Origin of the sequence: Rhizobium sp. Pop5, assembly GCF_024721175.1 — a bacterium.
Lineage (GTDB): Bacteria > Pseudomonadota > Alphaproteobacteria > Rhizobiales > Rhizobiaceae > Rhizobium.
This window is the reverse complement of the sequence record NZ_CP099399.1, coordinates 3,595,024-3,616,942: the sequence shown is the minus strand read 5'-3', so window position 1 is coordinate 3,616,942 and position 21,919 is coordinate 3,595,024. Positions and strand designations below refer to the sequence as shown.

The window sequence follows — 21,919 nt, the reverse complement described above, 5'->3', positions numbered from 1 at the left end:
CGGCCACACTCTTCAAATTGCCTTTATCCTCTGAATTTATTGGACTTCACAATCCTGTAACAACCGGCCTAATATACAGGTGCAGATGCCGAATCGATCAGGAGAGTCCCTTGACGATTGCAGTCTCCCCACAGGCCCTGCCGGCGCTCGTTCTGAACGCTGACTACCGGCCGCTGAGTTACTACCCCTTGTCGCTATGGTCCTGGCAGGACGCGATCAAGGCGGTATTTCTCGACCGTGTGAACATCATCGCAGAGTATGAACATTCGGTCTCCTCGCCGAGCTTTTCGATGCGGCTTCCGAGTGTCGTGTGCCTCAAGACTTACGTTCAGCCGTCCCGCAATCCCGCTTTCACCCGGTTCAACGTCTTCCTGCGTGACCGGTTCGAGTGCCAGTATTGCGGCGCCCATGACGATCTGACCTTCGATCACGTCATCCCGCGCGCCCATGGCGGCGAGACGACCTGGGAAAATGTCGTGGCAGCCTGCTCGCCCTGCAATCTGCGCAAGGGAAGCAAGCTTCCCAAGCAGGCAGGCATGTTCCCGGCGCAGAAGCCCTATCAGCCGACGGTGCAGGATCTGCACAATAACGGCCGGCTGTTCCCGCCGAACTATCTGCACGACAGCTGGCTCGACTATCTCTACTGGGATACAGAACTGCAGCCCTGATCGATCAGATCACGCAGACTTGCGGACGCCGACGAAAGCGAAGACTGCGAGCAGAATTCCTGCGATCACATTCCAGCCTGCAAAAGACAGGCCCAGCACCCGGAGCGCCGCATCGGTGCAGGACGGGCCTTTGATCGTATTGAGCTCGGTGAGGAGATCGCCGGCATTGCTCGTCATGCTGCTTGCGCTCGTCGAGCAGGTGGCAGGCCCCGGCCAGAAATGCCATTCGACGCCGGCATGATAGACGCCCATGCCCGCCGTCACCAGCATCAGGATACCGGCCGCCAGAATGAGCGCCCGGGTGATCCAGTTCGGCAGGCCGACGAGCGAGAAGATCGCGCCAATGATGGCAATCGGAATGGCGTAATAATAGGGCTGGCGCTGCAGGAGGCAGAGCGCACAGGGAATATAGCCGCCGATGTATTGGAAACCGAGCGCCGTGCCCACGATTGCCGCCATGCCGATGGCGAGCAACAGGGAGTAGACAAAGCCGGGACGGGCAAGCGGCGAGGAAGTGGCAGTCATGGCGGAACTCCGCAAAGTGAGTCTAGTGAGCGAAAGAGCGGTAGCCGACGTATAGCACGATCACGGCACCGGCTCCGATGCCGACGATCTGGCCGAGACGCTTCTCGATGAAATCCCGGATCGGCTCGCCATAGCTGCGCAGCAGCCAGGCGAGGAACAGGAAACGTGCGCCGCGCGCAACGATTGCCGAAACAATGAAAAGACCCAGATTGACGTGGATGACGCCGGACAGGATGGTCACGATCTTGATCGGCGGCAGATGTGCGAGACCTGACGTGACGAGCAGCAGCAGGATCGTCTCGTAGGTGACATAGGCCTTCATCTGTTCGAAGGCATCGAGCTTGCCGTAGAATTCGAGAATCGGCCGAGCCACCGTCTCATAGGCGTAGTAGCCGAGCGCCCAGCCGGCGATACCGCCGAGCACCGAGGCGACGGTCGCTATCACAGCGTAGCGATAGGAGCGTTCCGGCTTGGCAAGCGACATCGGCAGGAAAAGCACGTCGGCGGGAACAAGAAAGACGGAACTTTCGACGAAGGCGATGACGGCGAGCCAGACTTCAGCCGATTTGCGCGAGGCCAAAGACATGGTCCAGTCGTAAAGTCTGCGGAGCATCCCGTTCCCTTCCTGTTGCGGTGCGAAAAGCTTTAGGGGCCGCAGGCGGTGCTGTAAATGCTCGCCGTTGCCTTCTCGTCACCACCGTTTAAAAATTTTCGTGATCCGGTGCATCGGGGTCTCTCGCAAGATTTCACGGGATTGCGAATCGGCCATTCTACGGCAAGCTTTTTTCGGGTCGGCACACAGGGTGGCGTAAAATGATATTCAAGGTGATCGAGGGCGGCCGTGGGCAGGCCGCGTTGGCGAACGAGCGCCCTGGGGCGGGCTGCGGACCAAGCCCGGAGGACGTGCAGCGGGAGGCCGCCCGGCGGCTCAGCGAAAGCGGCTGCCATCTCTCCCGCGTCCGGGAATTTGCGACCGGCGTGCCAATGCCGGCAGCGCTCAAATATATGTCGCTGCAGATCGATTTCGTCGCCGAGGCGCTATTGCGGCTCGATCCCATCCCGCTGGATTTTCGCTCCGACGCCTACTGGCCGGTATCCTCTTGAGTCAAACAGAGCGGCATGATTGCTTGTTTCAGGACAGGTCCATCGACTTTTCCCATTGCTGGCGCAGGACATTCATTTCCGTACGTTTCTCGGCCATTTCGCTGACGATGGCGCGCAGATTGGGATGGCGTGACATGAACATATTGAAGTCGCGTCGTTCCAGCACCTCGAATTGACAGAAGTCCACGGCGATGACGTCGGCGCTGCGCCGTCCGCCGGTCAGAAGCGCCATTTCGCCGAAGAAGGAGCCCGGTTCCAGGCGGATCGCGCCGCTGGCAAGCCGCACTTCCACGGCGCCCGAAGAAATGAAAAACATGCCGTCGCCACGGTCGCCGCGGCGGATTACCCGTTCGCCGGGCGGTGCGGATTTCGCCTTGAAGAGCAGCAGCAGCTCCTCCTGTGCGTCCTCGTCAACCTGGGCAAACAACGGAAAGGTTTCGATCAGCTGCTGCATCTTTAGCTGATGCTGGCGTTCGCGCTCCTCGCCGAGCGCCCTGATCTTTTCAAGTTCTTTCCCGAGCTTCTTCTGCCTGCGCCTGCCGTAATTTTCCCAGAGGACCGGCCATTTCGAATGCATGTATTTCTTCAGGCTGTCGGTCGAAAAGATCACGATCGGATTGAGGGTGATCGACAGGATTGCGGCGGCAAGGATCAGATCCTGGCCCTCTTGCGGCAGGAGCCCGAGCGACACGCCGAGGCCGGCGAGAATGAAGGAAAATTCGCCAATCTGGGCAAGGCCGCCGGCCAGCGTCAGTCCCATGCCGATCGGATATCTGAGCAGCATGACGATGAGGAAGGTAATGATGCCCTTGCCGAGGATGATGAGCGCCAGCGCGCCGATCACGGCCAGCGGCTGGCGCACCAGGATCGAGGGGTCGAAGAGCATGCCGACGGAGACGAAGAACAGCACGGAAAAGGCGTTCTGCAAAGGCAGAGAATCGGCGGCCGCCCTATGGCTGAGCTGGGATTCGCTCATGACGACACCGGCGAAAAAAGCGCCGAGCGCGAAGGAGACGCCGAAGATTGCCGCGGAGCCAAAGGCGATACCGAGTGCAATCGCCAGAACCGTCAGCGTGAAAAGCTCGCGCGAACCTGTGCGGGCGATCATCGTCAACAGCCAGGGGACGATGCGGGGACCGAGGAAGATCGCCATCGCTGCGAAGGCGACCACCTTCAGCAGCGTCAGGGCGATCGTCAGCGCCAGCGGCAAGTCGCCGAGACCGTGGGTCGTATCTACGGCGTGGCCGCCCAGAAGTTCTGCAAGCGCCGGCAGCAGAACCAGCGCCAGCACCATCGCTAGGTCCTCGACGATCAGCCAGCCGACGGCGACGCGCCCGCTCGGCGCGTTGACGAGGTTGCGCTCCTCGAGCGCCTTCAGGAGAACGACGGTGCTCGCCACGGACAGGCTGAGGCCGAAAACGATGCCGGCGCCCAAGCTCCAGCCGAATAGCTTGCAGAGACCGATGCCGAGCAAGGTGGCGAGAATAATCCGCCCGATCGCGCCCGGTATGGCGATGCCGCGTACGGCGAGCAGGTCAGAAGCGGAAAAATGCAGGCCGACGCCGAACATCAGAAGGATGACGCCCATTTCGGCAAGCTGGCCGGCAAGGGCGGTATCGGCGACGAAGCCCGGCGTGAACGGCCCCATCAGGATGCCGGCCATCAGATAGCCGACGAGCGGCGGCAGCCGAAGCCTATCGGCGCCGTAACCGAGAACCGCCGCGAAAACGAAACTGACGGCAACCGTTGCGATGAGCCCTACTTCCTGATGCACGTCTACTTCTTCCCCGTGATAACGGCCGCCACTCTGTACGAAGCGCAAGCAAAATTAAACAGTTGATTTTGGACAATCAGGCTGTCGCTCCCCGCATGCTTGCCCGTCGCCAATGTTGGAACGACTTGCGTCCTGTCACGTTGCCCTTTCATCAGGAGAAGGAGAAATGAGATGCGAAAGATAATCCTGAACTGTACTGTTGCGGCCCTTGCCGCCTGCTCTTTTGCCGCGCCTGCTGTCGCCGACAGCGTCTATGTCAGGGAGCATTCCTATGGCGACGATTATCGCCATGAGCGGGTCCGGCCCGGCGTCACCATCAGTGATCGCGGCATCACATTCGGCGCCGTGCGCGAACGTGATCACCGCCGCTACCGCGACGACGGCTGCGAAACCCGCAGTGTGACCCGCCAGACCGACGAAGGTGAAGTCACCAGGACGGTCCGTCGCTGCTATTAATCGAGATAGGCGACAATCACGAAGCCCGGCTCCCTTGCGAGCCGGGTTTTCGTCTTTTCGGCGCGGAGACGTCGATGTGGTGGTGGAAATCGTTTGTAGGTGCTATGAGCGCGCCTTTGGTAGAAGCGCGTTCCCAGCGCAAACACCTCCCACACAGGATTTTTCAGTATGATTGAACTTACGCCATCCCAGATCGCCGCACTCAAACTCGCGCGGGATGGAGATCTTTACCCTCAGCCGGCCAACAAATGGACGCACCAGAACGCGACGGTGACCTATGCAAAATCCGACCGGTGGAAGGAGCGACCTCAGAAAGTGAAGTCGGTCACCGCAAAGACGCTGGGTGAGTTGAACGAGCCGGGTTTCCTCGAGAGACGGCACTTGGACGATGACGCATCAAAGGACGTCTATGGCATCACCATGGCCGGCAAGATGTGGCTGTTGAAGAACAAGTAGTTTCTTGGTTGCGAAGATGATGTGCAGCTAAGCGGAGCGTTGTCGAACCACTCTGCCTTCGCTTAGCTGCTCTCTTCGGCCTGCAGAGCGAAGGCTGGTGCCCCATGCCGGGGTCGAACCAGCACTTCTTTCGAAACTCGATTTTGAGTCGAGCGCGTCTACCAATTCCGCCAATGGGGCAACGGATACCGACGGGCGGCTGTCTAACATGCGAGCGCGCCGGCGCGCAAGACTCGCGAGTGAAGTTATCAGACTGATTGGGTAGAGAGATCCGGCCTCGTTTCGAGGCCGGATGCTTGCAATATCAATGCGCGGCGGCCGGCACGGGATTGGTCAGGCCGGATTTCTTCAGCGTAATCGCCAGGATCGATGCCAGCAGGCAGAAGGCGCCCGCGACGAAGAAGGCTGGCAGGTAGCTCGAAAGCTCGGTGCGCGAGAGGCCGGCGCCATAGGCGGCGGTGGCGGCGCCGAGCTGATGGCCGGCAAAGACCCAGCCGAAGACGAGGCCGACCTTTTCGCGGCCGAAGCGGTCGGCGGCGATCTTGACCGTTGGCGGCACGGTGGCGATCCAGTCGAGGCCGTAGAAGACGGCGAAGATGGAGAGGCCGTAAAAGCTGAAATTGCTGAAGGGCAGATAGAGCAGCGAGAGGCCGCGCAGACCGTAGTACCAGAACAGCAGCCAGCGATTGTCGAACCTGTCGGACAGCCAGCCGGAGCCGATCGTGCCGAAGAAATCGAAGATGCCCATGACAGCGAGCACGCTGGCGGCAGCCACCGGGACGATGCCGAAATCGCCGCAGAGGGTGACAAAATGGGTCTGGATCAGGCCATTGGTGCTGAGGCCACAGATGAAGAAGGTGGCGAAGAGGATCCAGAAGGTCGAGGTCGTCGAGATTTCGCGAAGGGTGGTGATCGGCGTCATCAGTGCCGCGCCGAGTGTGGTGGCGGCCGGGGCAGGCGCGATGTGAGTCTCTCCGAGGGAGGGCAGGTTCACGTCCGAGGGACGGTCACGCATGAAGAGGAGGACGAGAAGGGCGGCTACCATAATCATTGCACAGACGAAGAATACGGTGGCGCGCCAGCCGTAGCGTTCGGTAAGTTCCGCCATCAGCGGCAGGAAGACGAGCTGTCCGGTCGCAGAGCTTGCCGAAAGCATACCGACGACGAGGCCGCGATGCTTGACGAACCAGCGCGTGGAGACCGTCGCCGCCAGCACCATGGCCGTCAGGCCGGTGCCGAAGCCGACAACGATGCCCCAGAGCGCCAGCAGATGCCAAAGCTTGGTCATGAACAGCGAGCCGATAAAGCCTGAGCCGATCAGGGCCAGCGCAAAGACGATGACCTTGCGGACGCCGAAATAGTTCATGAAGGCGGCGGCGAACGGGCCCATGAAACCGAAAAGGATCAGGCGGATCGCAAGCGCGGAGGAAATCTGCGATGTTTCCCAGCCGAACTCGTCCTGGAGCGGCTTGATGAGAACGCCGGGGGCGCCCATGGCGCCCGCCGTCACCAGCATGGTGAGGAAGGTGGCGGCAACGACGACCCAGCCGTAATGGATGTTGCGCCGGGCAAGGGAGGAGGCGAGAGCTGCGGAAACCATGAGCACAATCCGTTAGAATTCAGCTTCGGGAAGATAGGAGAGAGCAATTTACATGATGGTCATCATATTTCTTGCCTATTGATGATGGACGTCATATATTTTGTCAAGCGACTATTTCTGGAGACGACAATGCGGGTCAGCCGCGAGAAATTTGCCGAAAACCGTGAGAAGATTCTAAGCGTTGCCGGCGTGCTTTTTCGCGAGAACGGTTTTGATGGTGTCGGCGTCGCCGACATCATGAAAGCGGCTGGACTGACGCATGGCGGCTTTTACGGCCACTTCAGCTCGAAAGACGACCTGGCGCTCGAGGTCAGCCGCAAGCTCATCGACAGGGTGGAAGAGCGCTGGAAGGAGCATATCGCGAGCTCACCGGAGCGGCCGCTGCAAGCGCTTCTCGATCACTATATCCATTGGCGCACAGTCGACGATCCCGGCGGCAGCTGCGTTTTCGCGACACTGATCCAGGAGGTGAGCCGCAGCCACGGGGCGGTTCGAGAGATTTTCAGCCATGGGCTTTCCGCGTTGGTCGACACGCTCGCCGATATTGTTCCCGGCGAAAATGATGGAGAACGTCGCGCCAATGCCGCCACGACGCTTTCATCAATGATGGGCGCAGTCATCCTTGCCCGCGCGGTCGAAGACAGGGCGCTTGCCGAGCAATTCCTGGTGACAATGCGCCGGCAGCTCGATCCTGGCCGGACATAATCTCACTTGCCGAAAGTACGGTTTCGATTTCCCTCTCCGCATGGACGAAGCGGGATTTGACGCGATATTTGAAAGCCGGAGCGGGTGGAGGCTATTTGAAGCCTGCAACGGCGTGGGGGATGTAGGGCGCTTCCAGTGCGGCGATTTCCTCGGTTGTCAGCTTGACCGAGAGAGACGCGGCGGCGTCCGCCAGATGGTTCGGTTTGGACGCGCCGATGATCGGGGCGGTGACTGTGCTTTTCTGCAGAATCCAGGCGGTCGCGACCTGAGCGCGTGATATGCCGCGGGCCTTGGCGATTTGCGCCACCGCCTCGACGATCCTGCGGTCGGCGTCAATGGACTGCGTGTAGAGCGTCTTGCCGAATTCATCGGTTTCGCTGCGTGCCGTCGTCTCGTCCCAGTCGCGGGTGAGGCGGCCGCGGGCGAGCGGGCTCCAGGGAATGACGGCGATCTTCTGATCCTCGCACAGCGGCAGCATTTCGCGCTCTTCCTCGCGGTAGAGCAGGTTCAGGTGGTCCTGCATGCTGACGAATTCGGTCCAGCCGTTCAGCCTGGAGACATAGAGCGCCTTGGCGAATTGCCACGCATACATGGAGGAAGCGCCGATATAGCGCGCCTTGCCTGATTTGACGACGTCGTGCAGCGCTTCGAGCGTTTCTTCGATCGGCGTCGTGTAGTCGAAGCGGTGAATCTGGTAGAGGTCGACGTAATCGGTCCCGAGGCGGCGCAGGCTGTTGTCGATCTCGTCGAAGATCGCCTTGCGCGACAAGCCGGCGCCGTTCGGCCCCGGCCGCATGCGGTTGAACACCTTGGTCGCCAGCACGATGTCCTCGCGCTTGGCGAAATCCCGAATGGCGCGGCCGACGATCTCCTCGGAAGAACCGTTGGAATAGGTATTGGCCGTATCGAGGAAATTGATGCCGAGATCGATCGCTTGTTTGATGATCGTTCGGCTTTCCTCCTCCCTGAGGCTCCAGGCATGGTTGCCGCGGCCTGGATCGCCAAAGGTCATGCATCCCAGGCAGATTTTCGACACTTCGAGGCCGGTCTTCCCAAACTTTACATATTCCATGAAACGACTCCGTGATGAATTCCCGTGATCCCCTGCCGCTTTCCATGATCTAGTGCGGGACGGCGAAAGTCGCAGCGCGCCTGGCGAAGAATTTGTTCCCTCACGTGCGCAACAATCCGTGATGACCTGCAGCAGTGCTTGTCATCGCGTCCCGTCGGCCGCTTGCGCAATTGCAGCACAAGGTGTTAGCTGCTGCAGCATTCACTGGATTTTGCCTATGATACTGCCGCCCCATGATCGCTACGACGATCTCTATCGCGATTTCTCGTGGCGGATTCCTGAGAACTTCAACATCGGCCGCGCGGTCAGCGACGACTGGGCCGCCCGGGCGCCCGAGCGAGTCTGTCTCGAGCATTTCAGCCCGGATGGCCATCACCGCACGATGACCTATCGCGCGCTTGCCGACGATTCCTCGGCTTTCGCAAATGCACTGGTTTCGCTTGGGATCGAACGCGGGGACCGCGTCGCGCTGCTATTGCCGCAATCCTTCGAGACGGTGATCGCGCATGTGGCGATCTACAAGATGGGTGCAATCGCGCTGCCGCTGGCGCTGCTCTTCGGCGTCGAGGCGCTGGAATATCGGCTGAAAGCAGCGGGTGCGGCGGCCGTCGTCACCAATGGCTTCGGCCTAGAGCGCATCCGTCAGATCCGCGACCGCCTGCCGATGCTGAAACACGTCGTCGGTATCGACGGAAAAAATGACGACGCATCTGCCTTTGCCGAACTGGTGGATACTCATCCCTCCATCTTCGAAGTCGCCGAAACAGGTCCCGACGATCCGGTGCTGATGATCTTTACATCGGGCACGACGGGGCCGCCCAAAGGCGCGCTGCATGGCCATCGTGTTTTGCCCGGCCATATCCCGGGTATGCAGTTTGCCCATGAAGGTTTCCCGCAGGCCGGCGACAAGGTCTGGACGCCCTCGGACTGGGCCTGGGCGGGCGGCTTGCTCAACGCCCTGCTGCCGAGCCTTTTGCTCGGCGTTCCCGTCGTCTCTTCGCCGGCGCAGAAATTCGATGCCGACATGGCCTATCGGATCATGGCCGAGATGAAGGTGCGCAACGCCTTCATTCCGCCGACGGCGTTGCGGCTGATGCGGTCCGTTGCCGATCCACGCTCAAAATATGATCTGGTGCTGCGCACCATCGGTTCGGCAGGGGAGGCGCTGGGGCGTGAGACTTACGAGTGGGCGCGACGCGCGCTCGACATCACTGTCAACGAATTCTATGGCCAGACGGAATGCAATTTCGTGCTGTCGTCGAGTGGTGCATATGGCGTGACCAAGGCCGGCGCGATCGGCCGGGCGGTGCCGGGGCACCGCGTCGCGATTGTCGATGAGACGGGCAGGGAATTGCCAGCGGGCGAACCGGGACAGATCGCCATCGCCAGTCCCGATCCGGTCATGTTCCTCGGCTATTGGAACGATGCTGCGGCGACCGAGAGGAAATTCGTCAAGGACTGGCTGCTCACCGGCGACATCGGCCGGCAGGACGAAGACGGTTACGTCACCTTCGAAGGCCGCGACGACGACGTCATCACCTCGTCGGGATATCGTATCGGCCCGGCCGAAATCGAGGATTGCCTGCTCGGCCATCCTGCCGTGCAGCTTGCAGCCGCCGTCGGCAAGCCCGATGCCGTGCGCACCGAGATCGTCAAGGCCTATATCGTGCTGTCGCCCGGCCATTCCCCAAGCGAGGCGCTGGCCGCCGATATCAGGGAATGGGTGAAGATGCGGCTTTCGATGCATGAATATCCGCGCGAGGTGGAATTCATCGAGTCCCTGCCGTTGACGACCACCGGCAAGGTGATCCGCCGGTTGCTCCGCGAAAAGGCGGCGGCGGAAGGTTAGCTTCGCCCCGCAAGCGACATGATCTTCTCGCGCAGCATCTTCGCCATATTGCGGGTGCTGCGATACATATGAAGCTGGGCTGCGACCTGGCGCATGTCGCGGTCGCCGTTCTGCGTAAGCCCGATCACCAGCGTTCCCATTTCCTCGCGCTCCTGCCAGAAGCGGCTCATGATCGGATGGTCGGAGACGGCGCAGGAATCGGAGCGCACGATATTGGCGTCGTCGAGATGCCATTCGGTGAGTTCGCTCATCAGGAGCTTGCCCGGCGAATAGCGGGCATAGTTCTCGTCGTAGGCGGTCTTCCAGGTATAGGCCTCGCCGCCCATCATCAGGACGACCACGGCGGCGATTGCCTTGCCATTGAGGTCGATCGTGTGGATGCGCACGGCATCGACGGCGGCAAGGTTCGAGACGGCCTCACGGGCGAAGGCGGTGTGATACCGGTCGGTGACGAGGGCGCTCCGCCGCTTGCCCTTCCAGCCGCCGGCTTCCATCGCCAGAAACTCCTCGAAGCGGACGTGGATTTCGCGCGGCTGGCGGGCGACGGCATAGACCGCCGTTCCCTGTTCCTCCAGCAGGCGCCATTGACGGCGCATCTCGCGCATATGCGAGGAGGAGACGGTCTTGTTGAGATAGGCCGGCGCCTCTTCCTCGCTCTGCAGCATCGGGCGCAGGTAGGGGTTGGTCACGGTAAGCGGCAGGTTGCGGCTGAGCGCCACGGCCTTGGCCATGCGCACGAAAATGCCGTTCAATCTCAGATCCGGCAGAACCAGCGTGCCGGGCAGATTGAGATCCTGGATGGTCAGTCCCTCGAAGAAATTGTCGAGGGTTTCGGCGGCGTCCTCGCTATCGACGAGAGGCGTGCCGAGCGGGCCGAAGCTGTTCGACCAGCCGCGGATGATCGACGGGCCGACGGCAAAGCCGGGCTTATCGACCGAAAACGGCATGAGGAAGCGCATGCGGCTGCGGCCGGCGCCGTGGTCACGGATGAGAGCGAAGTTCACCTGCCGGTCTTCGAGCCGCGGCATGGCGGGGGCGAGAAAGCGGCCGGAGAAGAAGACGTTCGGTTCCATCGCCCGGTTGGAGAGGAAGTCGAGTTCTTCCTGCAGCTCGTAGCCGAGCTTGCCGGGATAGAGGCAGAGCTCGCGCCCTGGCCGGCCGATCTCGGCGCGGGCCTCGGCCTGCGGCGCTTCAAAATTCAATGCGGCGAGATCATGCACCATCCGATTGGCGATGCTGTCGGTGCTTTCGGTGACGGGGGGAAGGCGCACCATCTATCGAACTCTCATTTCTGGCGTTGCGGCGGAGGGGCTGGCGAAGGCGAAGAGCACAATGCCGAGCGTACGGCGCACGGCGATATGCAGAAGAATCGCCTCGACCGCCATGGCCGAGGCTGTGGCGACTGCGGTACCTTCGATGCCGTAGTGTGGGATCAAAGCAAGGTTGAGGCCGATATTGGCAGTCAATGCGCCGGCATAGAGCGCGACGCAGAGGTTCTGTCTGCCGGCCATCATCAGCAGCGTTTCGGCTGGGCCGACCAGCGACTTGGCGAGGATGCCGACAAGCAGGATCGCCATCACCAGATAACCCGATGTAAAGGCGCCGCCGAAGAGCGACAGCAGCAGGTGACCGGCCGCTAGCACGGCAAGGCCGACGCCGAGCGCCGGCCAGAATGTCCAGCGGGCGGCGTCGGCGGCGGCGGCGGCAAGCTGGGCGTGATCGCCCCCGGCAATGATCGAGGAGAAGCGCGGGCCGGCGGCGGCCTTGACGGAGAAATTGATGAAATGCACCAGCGCCATCGTCTTCGCGGCGGCGAAATAAATCGCGACATCGTGCGGCTCGAGGAAAATGCCGACGACGACGACATCGGAATTGGTGAGCAGGAAGCTCACGCCTTCAATCAGGAAGATCGGGAAGGCCACGCTGATCCAGGCGAGGAAATCGACCTTGCGCGGGCCTTCGTCATAATGCCGGCGAAGACGATAAAGCGTGGCACAGTATTGGCCGACGGCGGTGACGAAGGTGGCGGCGAGCGCTGCCTGCATGGCGGTGACTGATGTATGCGGGGCGCCGAAGGCTATCGCAATCAGCATGAAGGCGATGATGAGGATCGGGCGGACGATATAAACCGGGCTCAGCGCCATCACCGGCCAGTGGTTTGCCCGCGACGTGCCTTCCAGAATGTCTCCGAGCGCGATCATCGGCATCGCAAACAGGCCGAGGAAGATCGGGACGAGGTAATAGGTCTCGATCATATCGCCGAAGAAATGCAGCCCGAGCATGCCGGCGGTAAGCACCACTGTGCCGGAAAGCAGCGCGAAAATGCGCGCCGTGCCGGTGAGGCCGCGGATTTCCTCGAACGCGCCCGTCGCCCGGTATTGCGGCAGGAAACGGATGATCGCGGTCTGAAAGCCGAGGCAGGAAAGATCGCCGAAGACGACGACCAGCACCCAGACGAAGACGAAGATGCCGTATTCATATTCGCCCATCAGCCGGGCGAGCACGATCTGGGATATGAAGGCGAGAGCGGCGCTGAGAATACGGATCGAAAAGGCCGTCAGCGCCATGCGCTGGGCGGCCGCCTTCTCGCCGCGTTCGGTGAGCAGGGCTGCAAGCATGCGCAGCGTACGGCTGCCGATCGGGCGCAGGCCCGCGGGCAGCATCTTCTCCGCTGTTTCTATGACTGCCATGATGAACACGCAAAACTCTAAAGGTCAGGCAAATCGTCCGCGAAGTCTTGACAGATCAGGGTTAAGAAACGGTTCCGGATCAGCCTCGCCGCCGAGGCCGGAATGCCGGTTTTCCCGTCTTGCCGCAGAAAAGAAAATGCCGCCCGAAGGCGGCATTTGGGGATGGATGGGATTTGGCTCAGACCTGTTCGAAGGCGCCGTGGCAATGCTTGTATTTCTTGCCGGAGCCGCAGGGGCAGGCCTCGTTGCGGCCGACCTTGCCCCAAGTGGCGGGGTCGTCAGGATTGCGGTTCTCAGGCGAGATGATGACTTCGGAGGCCTGGTAGATCGGCGCGAAATCATCCTCGCCGGTCGTCGGATCCAGGTGATGGGCCTGCATCAGCGGCGGTTCCGGCTCGGCAGGCGCCTGCTGCACCAGCTCGACGCGCATCAGCTGGGCGGTGACTGCTTCACGCAGATTATTGAGCAGCCCGGTGAAGAGTTCAAAGGCTTCCGACTTGTATTCCTGCAGCGGATCGCGCTGGGCGTAGCCGCGGAAGCCGATGACGGAGCGCAGATGATCGAGGTTGACGATGTGCTCGCGCCAGAGATGGTCGAGCGTCTGCATGACGATCGAGCGCTCGACATAATGCATGATGTCGTCGCCGAAACGCTCGGCCTTTTCCGTGAAGGTGGCATTGGAGGCCTGTGTCAGGCGCTCGCGGATATCGTCCTCGCCGATGCCCTCTTCCTTCACCCAGTCCTCGATCGGCAGGTCGAGGTTCAGGATGTTGGCGGCGGCGGTCTTCAGGCCGACGGCATCCCATTGCTCGGCATAGGCGCGCTCCGGAATGTGCTTGTCGACCAGATCCTCGATCACTTCGCGGCGCATGTCGGAGACGGTCTCGGAGATATTGGTCGATTCCATCAGTTCCAGGCGCTGTTCGAAGATCACCTTGCGCTGATCGTTGAGAACGTCGTCATACTTCAGAAGGTTCTTGCGGATATCGAAGTTGCGGGCTTCGACCTTCTTCTGCGCGCGCTCGAGGGCCTTGTTGATCCAGGGATGGACGATCGCCTCGCCCTCCTTGAGGCCGAGCTTGGTCAGCATGCTGTCCATGCGGTCGGAACCGAAGATGCGCATCAGGTCGTCCTGAAGCGAAAGGTAGAATTTCGAGCGGCCCGGGTCGCCCTGACGGCCGGAGCGGCCGCGCAGCTGATTGTCGATGCGCCGGCTCTCGTGGCGTTCGGTGGCGATCACGTAGAGACCGCCGGCTGCAAGCGCCTTTTCCTTGAGGCTCTTGATTTCCTCGATGATCGCCTGAACCCTGGCGTCGCGCTCGGGGCCTGCTTCGACCTCGCCGAGTTCGCGCTCGATGCGCATGTCCAGATTGCCCCCGAGCTGGATGTCGGTGCCGCGGCCGGCCATGTTGGTGGCGATCGTGACGGCGCCCGGAACGCCCGCCTGTGCGACGATATAGGCTTCCTGCTCGTGGTAGCGGGCATTCAGCACCTGGAAGTCGTCAAAGCCCTGCTTGCGCAGGCGATCGGCGAGCAGTTCCGACTTTTCGATCGAAGTGGTGCCGACGAGCACCGGCTGACCGCGCTTGTGCGCGTCGAGGATCTCCTCGATGATCGCCTTGAACTTCTCGTCGAAGGTCCGGTAGACCTCGTCGTCCTCGTCGATGCGCTTGATCGGCAGGTTGGTTGGAACCTCGACGACGTCGAGATTGTAGATGTTACCGAATTCTTCCGCTTCCGTCTGCGCCGTACCGGTCATGCCGGCGAGCTTGTCGTACATGCGGAAGTAATTCTGGAAGGTGATCGAGGCGAGCGTCTGGTTTTCCGGCTGGATCTGCACCCTTTCCTTGGCTTCGAGCGCCTGGTGCTGACCTTCCGAATAACGCCGGCCCGGCATCATGCGGCCGGTGAACTCGTCGATGATGACCACTTCATCGTTGCGGACAATATAGTCCTTGTCGCGCTGGAAGAGCTTGTGGGCCTTGAGTGCGTTGTTGATGTGGTGGACGATCGCGACGTTCTCGATGTCGTAAAGCGCGTTGCCCTTGAGCAAGCCGGCCTGACGGAGCAGGTTTTCGAGCTTCTCGGTGCCTTCCTCGGAGAAGTTGGCGGAGCGCTGCTTCTCGTCGATCTCATAATCGCTGGGCGCCAGCAGCGGAATGAAGGCGTCAATCGTATTGTAGAGTTCGGAGCGGTCGTCGAGGGGACCGGAGATGATCAGCGGTGTGCGCGCCTCGTCGACGAGGATCGAATCCACTTCGTCGACGATCGCGAAATTGTGGCCGCGCTGGACCATCTGGTTCTTCTCATACTTCATGTTATCGCGCAGATAATCGAAGCCGAGTTCATTGTTGGTGGCGTAGGTGATGTCGCAGGCATAGGCCGCGCGGCGCTCCTCATCGGAGAGGCCGTGGACAATGACGCCCGTGGTCATGCCGAGGAAGCCATAGACGCGGCCCATGGTCGCGGCGTCGCGCTGAGCGAGGTAATCGTTGACGGTGACGACGTGCACGCCCTTGCCGGAAAGCGCGTTCAGATAGACCGGCAGGGTGGCGACGAGGGTTTTGCCTTCGCCGGTCTTCATCTCGGCGATCGCATTCGAATGCAGGATCATGCCGCCGACCAGCTGTACGTCAAAAGGTCGCAGGCCGAGAACGCGGCGCGAGGCCTCGCGCACCACCGCAAAGGCGGGAACCAGGATGTCGTCGAGCGTCTTGCCCTCGGCCAGAAGCGCGCGGAATTCCGCCGTCTTTGCCGCGAGCTGCTCGTCCGTCAGGGCCTTCGTCTTCTCTTCGATAGAGTTGATGGCAGTGACGTTCGGCTGATACGACCGCACGCGGCGATCATTGGACGATCCAAATAACTTGCGGGCTATACCGCCAAAGCTGACCATGTGACTGGCCCTTTCTCAATATTTCATCCCCGGCGTTTCTTATTGGCGGCCCAGCCGAAAATCAGGCGCGCAGCTTAAAACGCCCGGAAACTGTTCTGGACGCGAGGTTGCGTGACAGATAAGAGGGGGGTCGAATGATGTCAACGGATTTGGCGGATACAGAAAGGCCACATTCCGGTGTTGATGGCTATTTTGGGCTGGATTCAGGGCACACTGAAGCCGGCGATGTAACTGTGAAGGGTATTTCATGTTGAGCACCAACAAATTCGCCGCGCTGGCATTTGTAACTTTTGTTGCGCTCCAGGCGCCCGCCTTCGCTGACGATGCTATCGTCGCCAAGGTCGGCAACCTGGAAATCCATCAGTCCGAACTCGATCTCGCTGTCGCCAACCTCGATCCGCAGCTGGCGCAGCTGCCCGATGAGCAGAAGAAGGTCGCAGCCCTGTCGGCCGCCATCGATGTGAAGCTGCTCGCAGCCGACGCCATCGCCGAGAAGCTCGACCAGACCGATGAATTCAAGAAGCGCATGCAGTATCTCGCCGATCGCGAGCTGCACAATGCCTATTTCAAGAAGCATGTCGTCGACACCGTGACCCCCGAGGAAGTCAAGGCGCGCTACGACAAGGAGGTCGCGGCCCTGCCGAAGCAGGAGGAAGTCCACGCCCGCCATATCCTCGTCAAGACCGAGGAAGAGGCCAAGGACATCATCAAGCAGCTCGACGCCGGCAAGGATTTCGCCGAACTCGCCAAGGAAAAGTCCACCGATCCGAACAAGTCGGAAGGCGGCGATCTCGGCTATTTCACCCGCGGCCGCATGGTCAAGGAATTCGAGGACGCAGCCTTCGCGCTTGAAAAGGGCACCTATTCGAAGACGCCCGTCAAGACCGACTTCGGCTATCATGTGATCAAGGTCGAGGACAAGCGCGACGCCGCTCCGCCGCCGTTCGAGCAGGTACAGGATCAGGTTCGTCAGCTGGTCATGCGCGACAAGTATCTTGCACTTCTCGCCCAGGCGAAGACCTCCGCCAAGGTCGAGATTATGGACGAGACGCTGCGCAAGGGCTACGACGAAGCCAACAAGCAGCCGGAGCCGGGCAGCGAGCCCGCCGCGCCGGCGCCGCAGCAGTAATATTCGCATCAGGGCCCGGTTTTTCCGGGCCCTTCACTATTATCGTGTTGTCGCATTTCCGGACGGCGAACCGGTTCCGATTTCGCCTCGAAATGCTCTTTGGCAGGTGTCGCATCATGTCCGGTTCCGTCTCCCCGCTCGCTCCGAAATCTTTCGCCTCCATGCCGTCGCTGCGCGGCGTGCGCATGGCGACGGCTTCTGCCGGCATTAAATACAAGAACCGCACCGACGTGCTGATGATGGTCTTCGACAAGCCTGCGGCCGTGGCTGGTGTTTTCACCCGCTCCAGGTGCCCGTCGGCTCCGGTCGATTTCTGCCGCGCCAACCTTCCTCATGGTTCTGCGCGCGCCGTCGTCGTCAACTCGGGCAACGCCAATGCCTTCACCGGCCTGAAGGGCCGCCAGGCGACCGCGCTGACAGCGAAGTCGGCCGCGGCTGCCGTCGGCTGCGATGAAAACGAAGTTTACCTGGCTTCGACCGGCGTCATCGGTGAGCCGCTCGATGCCACCAAGTTTTCCGGTGTGCTGCAGCAAATGCAGGCGGAGGCGACCAGCGATTTCTGGTTCGAGGCCGCCAAGGCGATCATGACGACCGACACCTATCCGAAGGTTTCGACCCGCAGCGCCGAGATCGGCGGGGTCACAGTGACGATCAACGGCATTGCCAAGGGCGCCGGCATGATCGCGCCGGACATGGCGACGATGCTTTCCTTCGTCGTCACCGATGCCGATATCGCGCCCGCCGCGCTGCAGGTGCTTCTGTCCGACGGCGTCGGCCCGACCTTCAATTCCATGACCGTCGACAGCGACACGTCCACCTCTGATACGCTGATGCTGTTTGCAACGGGTGCGGCGGCGGAGGATGGCCAAGCCCGCATCGAACGCGCCGACGACCCGCGCGTTGCCGCCTTCCGCGCCGCCCTCAACGAAGTGCTGAAGGACCTGTCGCTGCAGGTCGTGCGCGACGGCGAGGGCGCGACCAAGATGCTCGAAATCACGGTGACGGGTGCCGAGAGCGATGCCGCTGCCAAGCGCATTGCGCTCTCGATCGCCAATTCGCCGCTGGTCAAGACGGCGGCCGCCGGCGAAGACGCCAACTGGGGCCGCATCGTCATGGCCGTCGGCAAATCGGGCGAGATGGCCGATCGTGACCGGCTGGCCATCTGGTTCGGCGACGTCAGGGTTGCCGTCAACGGCGAGCGCGACCCCGATTATTCCGAGCAGGCCGCCTCTGACGTCATGAAGGCGCAGGATATCCCCGTCAAAGTCGATATCGGCCTCGGCACAGGTTCGGCAACCGTCTGGACCTGCGACCTCACCAAGGAATATGTTGCGATCAACGGCGACTATCGGAGCTGATCGTTCATTGGCGCAGGCATCCATTTCCCAACAAAATCTGCCGCTGGTTCGCAGGCTGGAGGCCGTCGGCTTCCGAGCCTGGCCGGCGGCATCCGTGCAATATGACGGCAGCTGGCAGGTGCGGCTGACGGCCGGCCACCCGTCCAACCGGCTGAATTCCATCGTGCCGCTCGATCCCTCGGATCATCGCGACGTTGAAATCCGCCTGGAAAAGGCGAGCCGGAAGTTCGAGGCTTATGGCCGCGCCGCCGTCGTCCGACAGACGCCGCTTGCCTCGCCGGTGCTGATCGATCTTCTGCGCGCGCAAGACTGGACGCAATTCGATGAGACGGTCGTGATGACCTGCGATCTGGCCGAGGCGGAGCTGCCGGATACGCTCGATCACCTGCCGACGCACGATGTCGGCCGTTTCGTCGACGCCAATCTTGCCGTTGATCAGGCGCCGGCGACGCTGAAACCGGCGCTCGCCGAAATCATTTCGGCGATCAAGCCGCCGTCGGGCCTGTTCATGATCGAGAATGCAGTGGACGGCCCGCTTGCGACGGTGCTCTGCGTCCAGGACAACGACCTTGCCGGCATCATGTCGCTTTCGGTTTCCGAAACGCGACGGCGCGAGGGACTCGGCACAGAGATCCTGACCTCGGCGCTGCGCTGGGCGCGCATGCGAAGCGCCCGCTCGGCTTGGCTGCAGGTGAAGCTTTCCAACCGTCCGGCCATCGCCCTCTACGAGCGCCTCGGCTTTCGCGATGCCTATCATTATTGCTATTGGCAGCGGGAGCCACGATGAGTGAGGCAGGCCGGAAGATATTGCTGGTCGCCGCCTGCGCGCTGATCGATGCCGACGGGCGGATCCTGTTGGCACAGCGGCCTGAGGGAAAGTCGCTTGCCGGGCTGTGGGAATTTCCCGGCGGCAAGGTCGAATCCGGCGAAACGCCGGAGGAAACGCTGGTGCGCGAACTCGAGGAAGAGCTCGGCATCAAGACCAAGATCGCCTGCCTTGCGCCGCTCACCTTCGCGAGCCACTCCTACGAGACCTTCCACCTTCTGATGCCGCTTTATATCTGCCGGCGTTATGAGGGCATTCCCGTGGGGCGCGAGGGCCAGGCGCTGAAATGGGTGCGTCCGCAGGCGTTGCGCGACTACCCGATGCCGCCGGCTGACGAACCGCTCATCCCGATGCTGCAGGATTTACTTTAGCGTTACCTGATTATTATCGCGCAGCGCCGTTTTCGCCTGTGGATATTAATGGATCGTTTAACACCTTCTGCCAAAGATCGGCCTCAATCAAGCATCTGGCGTGCATGTATTAAAAGGCTTGAGTCATGGACGATGATTTCTGGAAAGCTGTCCGGGAAAAGGAACGGGCTTCGTCTGCCTCGCGCAGGACGGGTGCGCTCAATATCGCCCTTCTGTTCGGCACGGCAGTGGTGGCGCTTACGCTCATTCTGACGCCTATGCTTGCGGATTCCTCGAAAAAAAGTGTCTTTGCCAGCGCGCCGGCGGAATTCGACACGATGACGACGGGGTCGATCCCGAAGAGCGAAAGCGGCAAGCGGTATACGATCCGCCGCAGCGTCCTTCAGGATACGCCGGGCTCGGTCTGCGTCGTCCAGGGATACGGGGTCGGCGCCGGTTGCTGAAAATGCCGGCCGTCGCCTGATGGCCAGGGAATTTGTTGTTGCAGTCGGTTCACGCAGAGGATGGGGTAATGCGTCTTTTGAAGGCATTTTTTGCAGATGACAGAGGTGCGACGGCGATCGAATATGGCCTGATCGCCGCCCTCATTTGCACCGCGCTCATTTCCGGTCTCGGCATTTTCACCAATGCCCTGCAGAACGTCTTCAACGTGATCAACGACAATCTGCCTGCGAATTGACAAAGCCGTCGGCGGTTATTGTCTGAGCTTGTGCTCGTCGACCTTCAGCGCATCGGCAAGACGTGCCTTGGCGGAGCCCGGCTGCAGCGGCTTTTGCTGGCTTTCGTGCGGAGCCCATCCCGAGACATAGATGATCGAGAAGGTCGCGCGGATGCGTCCGTCCGGATCGGAATAACGTTCGGCATAGATCTCCGCAGCGCGCAGGAAGAAGGCGCGCGTCAGCGGCATGCGGCTGCGGGCGGCGAGCGGATTGCTCATGCCCATCGCCTGGAGGTCCCGCATCAGCGGAAAGAGCGAGTCGTAGCGTACCGTGTAGTTCTCTGCGTCGATCACCGGCAAGGTGAAGCCGGCGCGTTGCAGGAGGCTGCCGACATCACGCACGTCGGCGAGGGGAATGACGCGCGGGCTTGCGCCGCCCGTCATCTCGATTTCGGCTGCCAGCAGCACTTCGCGCAGCTCCTGCAGCGTGCCGGCGCCGGGGATCGCGGCCAGGAACAGGCCATCCGGCTTCAAGGCGCGGCGGATCTGGATGAAAACACCTGGCGTATCGTTGGTCAGATGCAGGTTGAGCGGCGCAAGGATGAGGTTCGCCGATTGCGGCTCTAGCGGCACGTCCTCGAGCGGTGCCTCGATCAGGGTTTCATCAGGCCCGGCATAGGCCTTTTCGCTTTCCACGCGGATCATCCTGCCGACCTTGCCGGTCGCCATTGCAGCGCGGGCCGCAGCACCTGTCGCGCCGTGCAGCTCGACGGCCGTCTCGAAGCGCCGCTCGACGACGGCAAGCCTTTCAGCCATTTCCTCGGCGGCGACATCGAGCAGGAAGGCGGCTTTCGGATCGCTGGCGGCAAGCGCGCGATGGCGATGTGCGGCGATCAGGGCTCTGTCGAAGATCGTTTCCATGGCGATGTCCATAGTCCCGCCCCGCTGAAGCAGCAAGGCGATTTTCCTTTCGCGGAGAACAGGCTAGTCTCGACGGCATGAAGTCGATCCACCTTGGACAATCGGTACAGCTCCTGCGCGCGCACATTCTGCGGCCCTTTTCGGTGCTTGCGGATTTCCTCTATCCGCCAGCCTGTTCAGTTTGCGGTGTTTCGACCAGCGGCCATCGCGGCCTCTGCGCGAAATGCTGGTCCGGCATCCGCTTCATCGAACGGCCCTATTGCGAGGTGCTCGGCGTTCCCTTCTCGCATGATCTCGGCGCCGGCATCCTCAGCGCCGAGGCGATCGCCAATCCGCCGTCCTTCGACCGGCTGCGTTCGGCGGCGACCCACGACCATGCGGTCCGCGATCTCGTTCACGGTCTCAAATATCGCGATCGCACCGATCTGGCGCCGATGATGGCCGCCTGGATGCTGCGCGCTTCCGACGGGACCGTTGAAAACTGTGACGGGCTGATCCCGGTGCCGCTGCACCGCACCCGCATGCTGGCGCGCAAGTTCAACCAGGCGGCCGAGCTTGCCCGCCATATGGCGGGGCTCTCCGGCAAGCCGCTGCTGGCAGCTACCCTTATCCGCGTCAAGCGCACCAGTCAGCAGGTCGGTCTCGGTGCGAAGGCGCGCGAGGACAATGTCAGAGGCGCCTTTGCGATTGCCAAGGGTTCTGAAAACGATGTGTTCGGAAAGCGTATCGTGCTCGTCGACGACGTCTATACGACAGGGGCGACGGTTGCTGCTGCAAGCCGGACGCTGCGCAAGGCAGGGGCTGCCGATATCACGGTTTTGACCTTTGCAAGGGCTCTTTCCGAGCCTATATGACAGAAAATAC

22 protein-coding genes and 1 tRNA gene are annotated in these 21,919 nt (G+C 61.4%); 13 read left to right on the top strand and 10 right to left on the bottom strand.

Features of this window, described 5'->3' with window-relative positions; genetic code table 11:
* Nucleotides 1-110 precede the first annotated feature (110 nt).
* Entirely contained in the window at nucleotides 111-668 is a 558-nt protein-coding gene (locus tag NE852_RS19935) for an HNH endonuclease (RefSeq protein WP_004671754.1), read from the top strand.
* Nucleotides 669-677: 9 nt separating this feature from the next.
* Here NE852_RS19935 and NE852_RS19930 read toward each other — a convergent pair whose 3' ends face one another.
* Nucleotides 678-1,193: a disulfide bond formation protein B gene (locus tag NE852_RS19930; RefSeq protein ID WP_008527661.1), complete on the bottom strand. Its 516-nt coding sequence runs from the start codon at nucleotides 1,191-1,193 to the stop codon at nucleotides 678-680.
* A 22-nt stretch (nucleotides 1,194-1,215) separates the two neighbouring features.
* A complete protein-coding gene (locus NE852_RS19925) occupies nucleotides 1,216-1,806 on the bottom strand; it encodes a YqaA family protein (protein ID WP_008527660.1) in 591 nt (196 codons plus the stop codon).
* A 200-nt stretch (nucleotides 1,807-2,006) separates the two neighbouring features.
* Here NE852_RS19925 and NE852_RS19920 point away from each other — a divergent pair, with 200 nt between their 5' ends.
* Nucleotides 2,007-2,297, top strand: coding sequence for a hypothetical protein (locus NE852_RS19920; protein WP_008527659.1), 291 nt, complete (start codon nucleotides 2,007-2,009; stop codon nucleotides 2,295-2,297).
* Between the two features lie 28 nt (nucleotides 2,298-2,325).
* On the opposite strand, the gene NE852_RS19915 is transcribed toward NE852_RS19920, so the two are convergent.
* Entirely contained in the window at nucleotides 2,326-4,071 is a 1,746-nt protein-coding gene (locus NE852_RS19915) for a cation:proton antiporter (protein WP_008527658.1), read from the bottom strand.
* A 171-nt stretch (nucleotides 4,072-4,242) separates the two neighbouring features.
* On the opposite strand from NE852_RS19915, the gene NE852_RS19910 reads away from it, so the two are divergent.
* Together NE852_RS19910 and NE852_RS19905 are read left to right on the top strand one after the other, a co-directional pair.
* A complete protein-coding gene (locus NE852_RS19910) occupies nucleotides 4,243-4,527 on the top strand; it encodes a hypothetical protein (RefSeq protein WP_008527657.1) in 285 nt (94 codons plus the stop codon).
* A 168-nt stretch (nucleotides 4,528-4,695) separates the two neighbouring features.
* Nucleotides 4,696-4,983: a hypothetical protein gene (locus NE852_RS19905; protein ID WP_008527654.1), complete on the top strand. Its 288-nt coding sequence runs from the start codon at nucleotides 4,696-4,698 to the stop codon at nucleotides 4,981-4,983.
* Nucleotides 4,984-5,078: 95 nt separating this feature from the next.
* Here NE852_RS19905 and NE852_RS19900 read toward each other — a convergent pair.
* Both NE852_RS19900 and NE852_RS19895 read right to left on the bottom strand, forming a co-directional pair.
* Nucleotides 5,079-5,163 (bottom strand) — tRNA-Leu (locus NE852_RS19900).
* A 124-nt stretch (nucleotides 5,164-5,287) separates the two neighbouring features.
* On the bottom strand, nucleotides 5,288-6,583 hold the full coding sequence (locus NE852_RS19895) for an MFS transporter (RefSeq protein WP_008527652.1): 1,296 nt from the start codon (nucleotides 6,581-6,583) through the stop codon (nucleotides 5,288-5,290).
* Between the two features lie 129 nt (nucleotides 6,584-6,712).
* On the opposite strand from NE852_RS19895, the gene NE852_RS19890 reads away from it, so the two are divergent.
* Nucleotides 6,713-7,288 carry a TetR/AcrR family transcriptional regulator gene (locus NE852_RS19890; RefSeq protein WP_008527651.1) on the top strand — a complete coding sequence of 192 codons (576 nt, stop codon included), beginning with the start codon at nucleotides 6,713-6,715 and terminating at the stop codon, nucleotides 7,286-7,288.
* A 91-nt stretch (nucleotides 7,289-7,379) separates the two neighbouring features.
* Here NE852_RS19890 and NE852_RS19885 read toward each other — a convergent pair whose 3' ends face one another.
* Nucleotides 7,380-8,360, bottom strand: a complete 981-nt coding sequence (locus tag NE852_RS19885; protein WP_008527650.1) for an aldo/keto reductase — start codon at nucleotides 8,358-8,360, stop codon at nucleotides 7,380-7,382.
* A gap of 217 nt (nucleotides 8,361-8,577) precedes the next feature.
* On the opposite strand from NE852_RS19885, the gene NE852_RS19880 reads away from it, so the two are divergent.
* Nucleotides 8,578-10,209 (top strand): AMP-binding protein, encoded by a 1,632-nt coding sequence (locus tag NE852_RS19880; protein ID WP_008527649.1) that lies wholly within the window; start codon nucleotides 8,578-8,580, stop codon nucleotides 10,207-10,209.
* Here NE852_RS19880 and NE852_RS19875 read toward each other — a convergent pair.
* From NE852_RS19875 to secA, 3 genes are all read right to left on the bottom strand, one after another.
* On the bottom strand, nucleotides 10,206-11,483 hold the full coding sequence (locus tag NE852_RS19875; RefSeq protein ID WP_008527648.1) for a GNAT family N-acetyltransferase: 1,278 nt from the start codon (nucleotides 11,481-11,483) through the stop codon (nucleotides 10,206-10,208). The genes NE852_RS19880 and NE852_RS19875 overlap by 4 nt on opposite strands.
* Nucleotides 11,484-12,899 (bottom strand): lipopolysaccharide biosynthesis protein, encoded by a 1,416-nt coding sequence (locus NE852_RS19870; protein WP_037171713.1) that lies wholly within the window; start codon nucleotides 12,897-12,899, stop codon nucleotides 11,484-11,486. It lies immediately after the preceding gene.
* Nucleotides 12,900-13,077: 178 nt separating this feature from the next.
* Nucleotides 13,078-15,792 carry a preprotein translocase subunit SecA gene (gene secA / locus NE852_RS19865; protein ID WP_258155984.1) on the bottom strand — a complete coding sequence of 905 codons (2,715 nt, stop codon included), beginning with the start codon at nucleotides 15,790-15,792 and terminating at the stop codon, nucleotides 13,078-13,080.
* 247 nt (nucleotides 15,793-16,039) lie between these two features.
* Here secA and NE852_RS19860 point away from each other — a divergent pair, with 247 nt between their 5' ends.
* The 6 genes from NE852_RS19860 to NE852_RS19835 all read left to right on the top strand — a co-directional run bounded on the left by NE852_RS19860 (nucleotide 16,040) and on the right by NE852_RS19835 (nucleotide 20,155).
* Nucleotides 16,040-16,921: a peptidylprolyl isomerase gene (locus NE852_RS19860; protein ID WP_258155983.1), complete on the top strand. Its 882-nt coding sequence runs from the start codon at nucleotides 16,040-16,042 to the stop codon at nucleotides 16,919-16,921.
* 116 nt (nucleotides 16,922-17,037) lie between these two features.
* Nucleotides 17,038-18,279, top strand: coding sequence for a bifunctional glutamate N-acetyltransferase/amino-acid acetyltransferase ArgJ (gene argJ / locus NE852_RS19855; protein ID WP_258155982.1), 1,242 nt, complete (start codon nucleotides 17,038-17,040; stop codon nucleotides 18,277-18,279).
* The gene (locus NE852_RS19850; protein WP_258155981.1) at nucleotides 18,248-19,066 is read left to right on the top strand and encodes an N-acetyltransferase; all 819 of its coding nucleotides are present in this window, start codon (nucleotides 18,248-18,250) and stop codon (nucleotides 19,064-19,066) included. The genes argJ and NE852_RS19850 overlap by 32 nt, the downstream gene beginning before the upstream one ends.
* A complete protein-coding gene (gene mutT / locus NE852_RS19845; RefSeq protein ID WP_008537047.1) occupies nucleotides 19,063-19,476 on the top strand; it encodes an 8-oxo-dGTP diphosphatase MutT in 414 nt (137 codons plus the stop codon). Before NE852_RS19850 ends, mutT begins: the two co-directional genes overlap by 4 nt.
* A 125-nt stretch (nucleotides 19,477-19,601) precedes the next feature.
* Nucleotides 19,602-19,919 carry a hypothetical protein gene (locus NE852_RS19840; protein ID WP_258155980.1) on the top strand — a complete coding sequence of 106 codons (318 nt, stop codon included), beginning with the start codon at nucleotides 19,602-19,604 and terminating at the stop codon, nucleotides 19,917-19,919.
* A gap of 68 nt (nucleotides 19,920-19,987) precedes the next feature.
* A complete protein-coding gene (locus tag NE852_RS19835; RefSeq protein ID WP_258155979.1) occupies nucleotides 19,988-20,155 on the top strand; it encodes a Flp family type IVb pilin in 168 nt (55 codons plus the stop codon).
* Between the two features lie 15 nt (nucleotides 20,156-20,170).
* Here NE852_RS19835 and NE852_RS19830 read toward each other — a convergent pair whose 3' ends face one another.
* Entirely contained in the window at nucleotides 20,171-21,055 is an 885-nt protein-coding gene (locus NE852_RS19830) for a methyltransferase domain-containing protein (protein ID WP_008527606.1), read from the bottom strand.
* Nucleotides 21,056-21,132: 77 nt separating this feature from the next.
* Here NE852_RS19830 and NE852_RS19825 point away from each other — a divergent pair, with 77 nt between their 5' ends.
* Nucleotides 21,133-21,909 (top strand): ComF family protein, encoded by a 777-nt coding sequence (locus NE852_RS19825; protein ID WP_258155978.1) that lies wholly within the window; start codon nucleotides 21,133-21,135, stop codon nucleotides 21,907-21,909.
* Nucleotides 21,910-21,919 lie beyond the last annotated feature (10 nt).

Excerpts from the sequence above, each read along its gene's own strand:
- NE852_RS19850 (WP_258155981.1), top strand. The coding sequence starts at position 18,248 with ATGTTGCGATCAACGGCGACTATCGGAGCTGATCGTTCATTGGCGCAG.
- NE852_RS19835 (WP_258155979.1), top strand. The coding sequence starts at position 19,988 with ATGCGTCTTTTGAAGGCATTTTTTGCAGATGACAGAGGTGCGACGGCG.
- NE852_RS19860 (WP_258155983.1), top strand. The coding sequence starts at position 16,040 with ATGTTGAGCACCAACAAATTCGCCGCGCTGGCATTTGTAACTTTTGTT.
- NE852_RS19930 (WP_008527661.1), bottom strand. The coding sequence starts at position 1,193 with ATGACTGCCACTTCCTCGCCGCTTGCCCGTCCCGGCTTTGTCTACTCC.
- NE852_RS19830 (WP_008527606.1), bottom strand. The coding sequence starts at position 21,055 with ATGGAAACGATCTTCGACAGAGCCCTGATCGCCGCACATCGCCATCGC.
- NE852_RS19910 (WP_008527657.1), top strand. The coding sequence starts at position 4,243 with ATGCGAAAGATAATCCTGAACTGTACTGTTGCGGCCCTTGCCGCCTGC.
- NE852_RS19875 (WP_008527648.1), bottom strand. The coding sequence starts at position 11,483 with ATGGTGCGCCTTCCCCCCGTCACCGAAAGCACCGACAGCATCGCCAAT.
- NE852_RS19870 (WP_037171713.1), bottom strand. The coding sequence starts at position 12,899 with ATGGCAGTCATAGAAACAGCGGAGAAGATGCTGCCCGCGGGCCTGCGC.
- NE852_RS19920 (WP_008527659.1), top strand. The coding sequence starts at position 2,007 with ATGATATTCAAGGTGATCGAGGGCGGCCGTGGGCAGGCCGCGTTGGCG.
- mutT (WP_008537047.1), top strand. The coding sequence starts at position 19,063 with ATGAGTGAGGCAGGCCGGAAGATATTGCTGGTCGCCGCCTGCGCGCTG.
- argJ (WP_258155982.1), top strand. The coding sequence starts at position 17,038 with ATGTCCGGTTCCGTCTCCCCGCTCGCTCCGAAATCTTTCGCCTCCATG.
- NE852_RS19880 (WP_008527649.1), top strand. The coding sequence starts at position 8,578 with ATGATACTGCCGCCCCATGATCGCTACGACGATCTCTATCGCGATTTC.
- NE852_RS19925 (WP_008527660.1), bottom strand. The coding sequence starts at position 1,806 with ATGCTCCGCAGACTTTACGACTGGACCATGTCTTTGGCCTCGCGCAAA.
- NE852_RS19905 (WP_008527654.1), top strand. The coding sequence starts at position 4,696 with ATGATTGAACTTACGCCATCCCAGATCGCCGCACTCAAACTCGCGCGG.
- NE852_RS19895 (WP_008527652.1), bottom strand. The coding sequence starts at position 6,583 with ATGGTTTCCGCAGCTCTCGCCTCCTCCCTTGCCCGGCGCAACATCCAT.
- secA (WP_258155984.1), bottom strand. The coding sequence starts at position 15,792 with ATGGTCAGCTTTGGCGGTATAGCCCGCAAGTTATTTGGATCGTCCAAT.
- NE852_RS19890 (WP_008527651.1), top strand. The coding sequence starts at position 6,713 with ATGCGGGTCAGCCGCGAGAAATTTGCCGAAAACCGTGAGAAGATTCTA.
- NE852_RS19840 (WP_258155980.1), top strand. The coding sequence starts at position 19,602 with ATGGACGATGATTTCTGGAAAGCTGTCCGGGAAAAGGAACGGGCTTCG.
- NE852_RS19825 (WP_258155978.1), top strand. The coding sequence starts at position 21,133 with ATGAAGTCGATCCACCTTGGACAATCGGTACAGCTCCTGCGCGCGCAC.
- NE852_RS19885 (WP_008527650.1), bottom strand. The coding sequence starts at position 8,360 with ATGGAATATGTAAAGTTTGGGAAGACCGGCCTCGAAGTGTCGAAAATC.